Source organism: Bacillus sp. JFL15 (assembly GCF_001184225.1).
Classification (GTDB): Bacteria; Bacillota; Bacilli; order Bacillales; family Bacillaceae; genus Bacillus; species Bacillus siamensis.
Genome location: NZ_KQ236689.1, coordinates 3,816,906 through 3,824,254, shown reverse-complemented (window position 1 = coordinate 3,824,254; position 7,349 = coordinate 3,816,906). Strand labels below are relative to the sequence as shown.

1 protein-coding gene is annotated in these 7,349 nt (G+C 51.7%); it reads left to right on the top strand.

Annotated features, from left to right (window positions below):
* Positions 1-7,347 (top strand): SDR family NAD(P)-dependent oxidoreductase (locus tag AD710_RS18670; RefSeq protein WP_049628740.1); only part of this gene is annotated, 7,347 nt, incomplete at its 5' end.
* Positions 7,348-7,349 lie beyond the last annotated feature (2 nt).

The following is a 7,349-nucleotide window of genomic DNA, read 5'->3' as shown; positions in this document are numbered from 1 at the left end:
GGTGTCCGGCTCAAACAGATTGTTTGGCTCCGTCCGGTGACGGCGCTTTCTGAAGGAGTGACGCTTCATGTAAAGCTTCAGCCGGAAGAAAACGGAGACATCGTTTTTGAAGCGTATGCCGAAGGGGAAGAGCCGCTTGTCTTTTTCCAGGGAAAGGCCGTGCTCGAAGAGACGGAGCGTGCTCCGGTACTCAATGTGGAAGCGGTTCAGGCGCGCTGCGGCGGCCGGCGCATGTCAAAGGCTGAGTGCTATGAAGCATTCGACAGCCTCGGCATTACCTACGGACCGTCTCATCAGGCGCTTGACGCCATCTATGCCGGGAGCGGAGAAGTGCTCGCGAAGCTCACTCTTCCGCCGTCCGCCCGTGAAGAAAAGGAGCCGTTCATCCTGCATCCGAGCATGCTGGACGCCGCCCTTCAGGCTTCTATCGGTCTCGTGCTCTCAGACGGTTCCGCGTCCGGACGGCCGTTTCTGCCGTTTGCCCTGCAGGATATGCAGGTGTTTTCTCCGTGTCGTGAGATGATGTGGGCGGTGCTTTCCTCAGCGGACGGCGCCTATCATATTGAGCTGTGTGATGAAAACGGCGAGGTATGTGTCCGATTGACGGGACTCACCGCCCGTTTTCTGGAAGAGGAAACGGGGGAAAAACCGCTCTTGCTTCAGCCAAAGTGGCAGGAATCACCGCCGGGTGAAGGCGGACAAGAAGAGTCTTTCAGATACGTGACGCTGTATGGCGGAATGAATGCGGAAGACATCAGGGGCGCCGTATGTGCGGCTGACGGCGAAGGTCCGCTTGAGGACCGTTATGACGCCTGCGCGGCGGAGCTGTCAGCGATCGTCACGCGTCTTATCAAAGAAAAACAGAAGAAAAAAACGCTGATCCAGCTTCTTGTCCCCGACAGGGGGGAAGACAATGTATTGGCGGGGCTGGCCGCTTTCCTGAAAACGGCTCACCTTGAACATCCGAAGCTGTACGGCCAAGTCATCCAAGCCGATCCGGACGAGCCAGCATCATCGCTTCTTGCCAAACTGAAAGAAAACCGGGCGCATCCTGAACAAGCGGAAATCCGTTATGAAGACGGCAAACGTCTCGTCAGAAACTGGCGTCATCTGCCGGCCTCTCAAAGCGGCGCCGTTCCGTGGAAAGACGAAGGGGTTTACCTCCTCACCGGGGGAGCGGGCGGCATCGGACTGATTTTCGCTGAAGAAATAGTCTCCCGCGTCAAAAACGCCGTCCTCGTATTAACAGGAAGGACGGAAGCGCTTGATGAAGACCGCTCCGCCCGCTTACGGCGCTTGGAAGCGTCGGGTGCCCGCGTATTGTATCAACCGGTTGACGTGACAGACAGGGCGGCGGTCATCGCCCTCGTCCGCGGCATACAGGAGGAGCACGGAACACTCGACGGGATCATTCACGCGGCCGGCGTGATCGCTGACAACTACATTCTGAACCAGACAGAAAATGAACGGAAGACCGTCATGGCGCCGAAAGTGAAAGGGCTTATCAATCTTGATGAAGCAGCGAAAGATGTGCGGCTGGACTTTTTCATTCTGTTTTCTTCCTTGGCGGGAGGCATGGGAAATCCGGGACAGGCCGGTTATGCGGCAGCCAACGCATTTATGGATGTTTATGCAGCCCGCAGAAACCGTCTCGTGCGGGACAACAAGCGGAGCGGGCAGACTCTGTCCGTCAACTGGCCGCTTTGGGAAGAAGGCGGTATGCGCGTGGACAAAGAGACCGAACGGCTGATGTATGAACAGACCGGAATGAAAGCCATGCGATCGGCTTCAGGCATCCAAGCGCTTTATGCCGCTTTTGCCTCCGGAGAACATCAGGTCATGGTGGCGGAGGGCGACGAAAAACGGATTCGCAGCCATATTTTCGATCTGGGCGAAGAACAAAGCGCCGCCGGACAAGCTGCGGCAGAGACAGATGCAAGAGATCTGAAAGATCGGGTTCAAGAGAAACTAAAGCGGCATGTATCAGATCTTTTAAAGGTAAGCATGAAAGATATTGAGGCTGACAGCGAACTGACGGAATACGGATTTGATTCGATCATCTTCACTGAATTTACAAATCTATTAAATCGGTCTTACCAGCTTGAGCTCAGCCCGACTATCTTCTTTGAATTTCCGACATTGCGCAAACTGAGCGGCCATTTGATATCTGAATGGAAAGAAGCATTCAGCGGCTTAGAAAGGGAGAGTTTAAAAACCGCCCCAAAAGCCGGAAAAAGAAAAGCTGAAGCTCCGGCGGCCGTTCATGTCAAGCGGGAAACGCCCGTATCCGTAAAAGGAAAATCAGAAGAAAAAGCCGAACCGATAGCCATTATCGGAATCAGCGGTATTTTTCCGCAAGCGAAAGACATAGATGAATTCTGGACACGTTTATCAAAAGGAGAGCATTGCATCACAGAAATTCCCCGAGATCGCTGGGATTGGCGTGAATATGACGGCGATCCGGCAGCGGATGCAAATAAAACGTCAATTAAATGGGGCGGTTTTATAGATGGAATCGCCGGGTTTGACCCGCTGTTTTTCGGGATATCTCCGAAAGAAGCTGAAATGATGGACCCTCAGCAGCGTCTATTAATGATGTATGTGTGGAAAGCCATTGAAGACGCGGGGTACTCAGCAAAACGGATTGCCGGAACAAAAACCGGCATTTTCACCGGCACATTGGGAAGCGGATATCAAACCTTAATCAATAAGGCGGGTCTTCCTGTCGAGGGGTATACGATGACCGGAATCGTGCCGTCCGTCGGGCCGAACCGGATGAGTTATTTTCTTGATATTCACGGGCCGAGCGAGCCGATAGAAACCGCTTGTTCAAGCTCTTTAGTCGCCATTCACCGCGCGGTAAAAGCCATTGAAACGGGAGATTGTGATATGGCGGTCGCAGGGGGCGTCAACACGATCATCACGCCTGAAGGGCATATCGGTTTTCAAAAAGCAGGCATGCTCAGTGAAGACGGGCGCTGCAAAACATTTTCTGATCAGGCTGACGGTTATGTCAGAGGAGAGGGTGCCGGCATGATTGTCTTGAAAAAGCTTTCAGAGGCTGAGCATGACAGGGATCACATCTACGGCCTCATCCGCGGTACAGCGGAAAATCACGGCGGACGCTCAGCGTCACTTACCGCGCCGAACCCGCAGGCTCAGACGGATGTGCTGAAAAGCGCTTATCAAAAAGCCGGTATTCACCCGTCAACGATCACTTATATAGAAGCGCACGGAACCGGAACGGCACTCGGAGATCCGATTGAAATCAATGCATTGAAAAAAGCTTTCCAAACAGACGGGGCTCCGGACGGGTATTGCGGGATAGGCTCAGTGAAGACAAATATCGGACATTTGGAGCTCGCAGCAGGCATTGCGGGCGTTATCAAAGTATTGATGCAGCTGAAACATCGGACGCTCGCTAAAAGTCTGCATTGCGAGAACATCAATCCCCATATCAAATTGAAGGACAGCCCGTTTTACATTGTGACAGAAACAAAGGAGTGGGAAGCGCTGCGTGATGAAAACGGCCGGGTCCTGCCCCGCCGGGCGGGTGTAAGCTCATTCGGTTTCGGAGGTGTCAATGCGCATATCGTTATTGAAGAATACATGGGCAAAAGTGAGACGGAACAGCCGGAAACCCGTGAGAAAGCGTCATCTCTTTTTGTTTTGTCGGCTAAAAATGAAGAGCGGCTGAAAGAAAGAGCGCGTCTCCTTCGCGATTTTATCAAAAACGGATCATCCCGCCATATCGATCTTGCAGATGCCGCATACACACTGCAGACCGGACGGGACGCGATGGAAGCGAGGCTGGGAATCATTGCAGACTCCGCAGAGGAACTGACTGAAAAACTGAACGCGTTTCTGATGGGAAAAAACAGCGAAGATATCATCAGCGGCCGTAAAAAACGCGAGAATAACACGATCTCCATGTTCTCAGACGATGAAGACGCTGCTGACCTCGTCAGCGCCTGGATTGAGAAAAAGAAATACAAGAAAGTGCTGCGGCTCTGGGCAAACGGATTTGACACGGATTGGGAGCAGCTGTATACGGACAGTAAGCCGCGCTGCATCAGCCTGCCCTCCTATCCGTTCAGAGCAGACCGTTATTGGGTGCCGAAACAGGAGCGGCTGCCGCTTTCGAATCAAAAAACAGTATTATTGCAGAAAACATGGGAGCCTTGCGAGGCAGTGTCTTCATCCGAGCCATTCAGCAAATTAGCGCTCATCGTCTCCGAGGATACAAAAGACCTTGCCGCCGAGGTGAAAAAACAGCTGAATGATGCTGACATTGTGCAGGAAAATCAGCTCATCTCTTTCTTACAGGATCCGAATGCGGCCATCTATTCCGGGTTTATTGACTTCACCGGCTGCGGCTCCCGACAAAAGCGGCAGGACGTCAGCTGGGCGGCATCGCTGCAGCAGCTGATTGAATACGGCCGCGGACAAGAAAACATGAAAATGCTTTATCTTACAAAAGGGCTTGAATCTTTCAAAAATAAGGCTGCCGCTATGCATGGTATTGAAAAAGCGGGGCTTTATCGCATGCTGCGGCATGAATACAGCCATATTCTCACCTGTCACGCCGATATTGATCCTGAAGAGCCGCTGGAGCAGACAGCCGCTTTTATTAAAAAAGAAATTGAATCAGACTTAACGGAGTCTGCTGTTTGCTACAGGAACGGCATGCGCTTCAGCTATGTTCTTCGGCAGACTGATCAGATTGAACCAGAAGCCGTGCAAACAGACCGGACTGTATTTCCAAAAGACGCCGTCCTGATGATAACCGGAGGAACGCGCGGACTCGGCGCTTTATGCGCCAAGCATTTCGTTTCCTCATACGGTGTGAAGAAACTGCTTCTGACAGGCAGAAAGGAGCTGCCGCCGAAAACCGAGTGGGATCTTGAGCAAACAGACCCTGTTGTTTCGGAAAAAATACAGCTTATCCGGCAGCTGGAATCACAAGGCGTAAAAGTGTGCGTCTCAGCAGTTGATCTGACGGATAAGCAGGCCGTCGGACGGCTTATAAAAGAGGTAACCTCAACGCTCGGACCTATCGGAGGCATTCTGCATTGCGCGGGAATTGCGGACCGTGAAAATCCTGCTTTTCTCCGCAAATCCAAAGACAGTATCGCGCGGGTGCTCGCCCCGAAAGCAGACGGCCTCCACGGTCTGTATGAGAGTGTAAAGGATGATGCGCCGGCATTTTTCGTCTTGTTTTCATCTGTCTCGGCAGCCGTCCCGATTCTTGCGGCGGGTCAGAGCGATTATGCGATGGCAAATTCTTATATGGACTATTTTGCAGAAAACAATGAGAGCGGCATTATTAGCATACAATGGCCGGCATGGGATGAGACGGGCATGAGCAGGGATACAAAAAGCGGGATGTATCAGCAAACGGGATTGCTGCGGCACTCTGACGCGGAAGGTCTCAAGATGCTTGATTACATTTTAAGAGAAAGACCCGGAGCTGTCGTGCTGCCGGCACAAGTGAAACATGATTGGGACATCAAAGCGCTGGAAAACGCCAAGCCAGCCGCCCATAAAGGAATGAGAACAGCTTCCAAACCTCCTGAAACAAAAAAACGGGAACATAACCGGATTGATATTCAATCTTGGCTGAAGTCGCTTTTGACAAAAGAGCTGAGTATTGATGAAACGCATATGGATATTGATGTGCCTTTTCAGGAATACGGAATGGATTCTATCTTTCTGGCGCAAGTGCTGACAAAGATTGATCAAAAACTGCCGTCCGTGTCAATTGATCCGACTGTCCTTCTGGAACACCCTACTATAGAACAGCTCGCGGATTATTTAGCCGCACATTGTCCGGAAGCTTTTTCGGCAGATGCAGCGGTTCCCGCGGAGAAGTTCCCTTTGCAGAAGACGCCGAAACGGAGCAAAAAAACGGCAGATAAGCCCGGGAAACGGGGAAAGGTTGCGATCATCGGCATGGCCTGTCATTTTCCGAAAGCGGGGGATATAAAAGAATTTTGGAAGAATCTCCGCAGCGGAACGGATGCCGTCACTGAAGTTCCGTCGGACAGATGGAATGCCGGGGAACACTATCAGCCGGGTGAATATCAAGAAGGAAAAAGCATCAGTAAATGGGGCGGTTTTATTCACGATATTGATCAATTTGACCCGGGGTATTTTAATATTTCAGAAACGCTGGCACCGATGATAGACCCGCTGCAAAGGCAGTGGCTCGAAGTGAGCGCGGAAGCTTTGGCCGATGCCGGTTATAAAAAAGAGGATCTCTGGGGCCGCCGTATCGGCGTTTTTGCCGGTGCAAGGGCAGGTGCGTTTCATCAGAAATTTCAATATTTGCAAAAAGACGCGATTATCGGCGTGGGGCAAAATTTTATTACCGCGCATATGGCGCACATTTATAACTTTACAGGGCCCAACCTGGTCGTAGATACGGCCTGCTCCAGTTCGCTTACGGCAATTCATTTGGCCGTTCAGGCTATTCAAAATGGTGAAGCGGAGGCGGCCTTTGCGGGCGGGGTTGACATTTTGCTTGATGAAAAACCTTTTCTCACCATGAGCGCGGCGAGAATCTTATCGCCAAATGGCCGTTCAAAATCTTTCGATGCCGATGCGGACGGAACAGGAATCGGAGAGGGCTGCGGCGTGCTGATGCTGAAGCCGCTCGAAAAAGCGATAGAAGACGAAGATAAAATATACGGCGTTATTGACGGCTCTGCGATAAATAATGACGGCAGCACAATGGGGGTGACGACGCCGAATCCCCGGGCGCAGCAGGACTTGATTGAGCAGGCGGTTCAATCGGCGGAAATCGATCCGGACACCATGACATACGTAGAGACGCACGGAACCGGTACGTTGATCGGCGACCCGATTGAATTAAAAGGATTAACCAATGTCTTGTCTGCTTATTCCGATGAAAAACAGTTTTGCGGTGTAGGAAGCGTCAAAAGCAATATCGGCCACTTGCTGAGTGCGGCGGGCGCGGCGGGAATCATCAAAGTTTTGCTGGCGATTGCCAATGAAGAACTGCCGCCGACTTTGCATTGTCATAAACCGAACCCCCGCTTTCAATTTAATGATTCGCCGCTTTATCCTGTGCTTGAGCTGAAGCGGTGGAAAGGAAAAAAAGAGATACTCAGGGCCGGAGTCAGCGCGTTCGGTTTGGGAGGGAATAACGCTCATATTATTGTCAGCAACGAAGGAATTCCGAAAGAACGAAAAGCGGCCATGGAACCGAAAGGCGGCCAGACAGTATACCGAAAACAGCGGTATTGGCCTGAAAAAGCACAGTTGCCTGAAGCGGAAGAAAATGAGGCGGGCACAGAAGCAATGTTTGAAATAAGCGAGGTGTGATA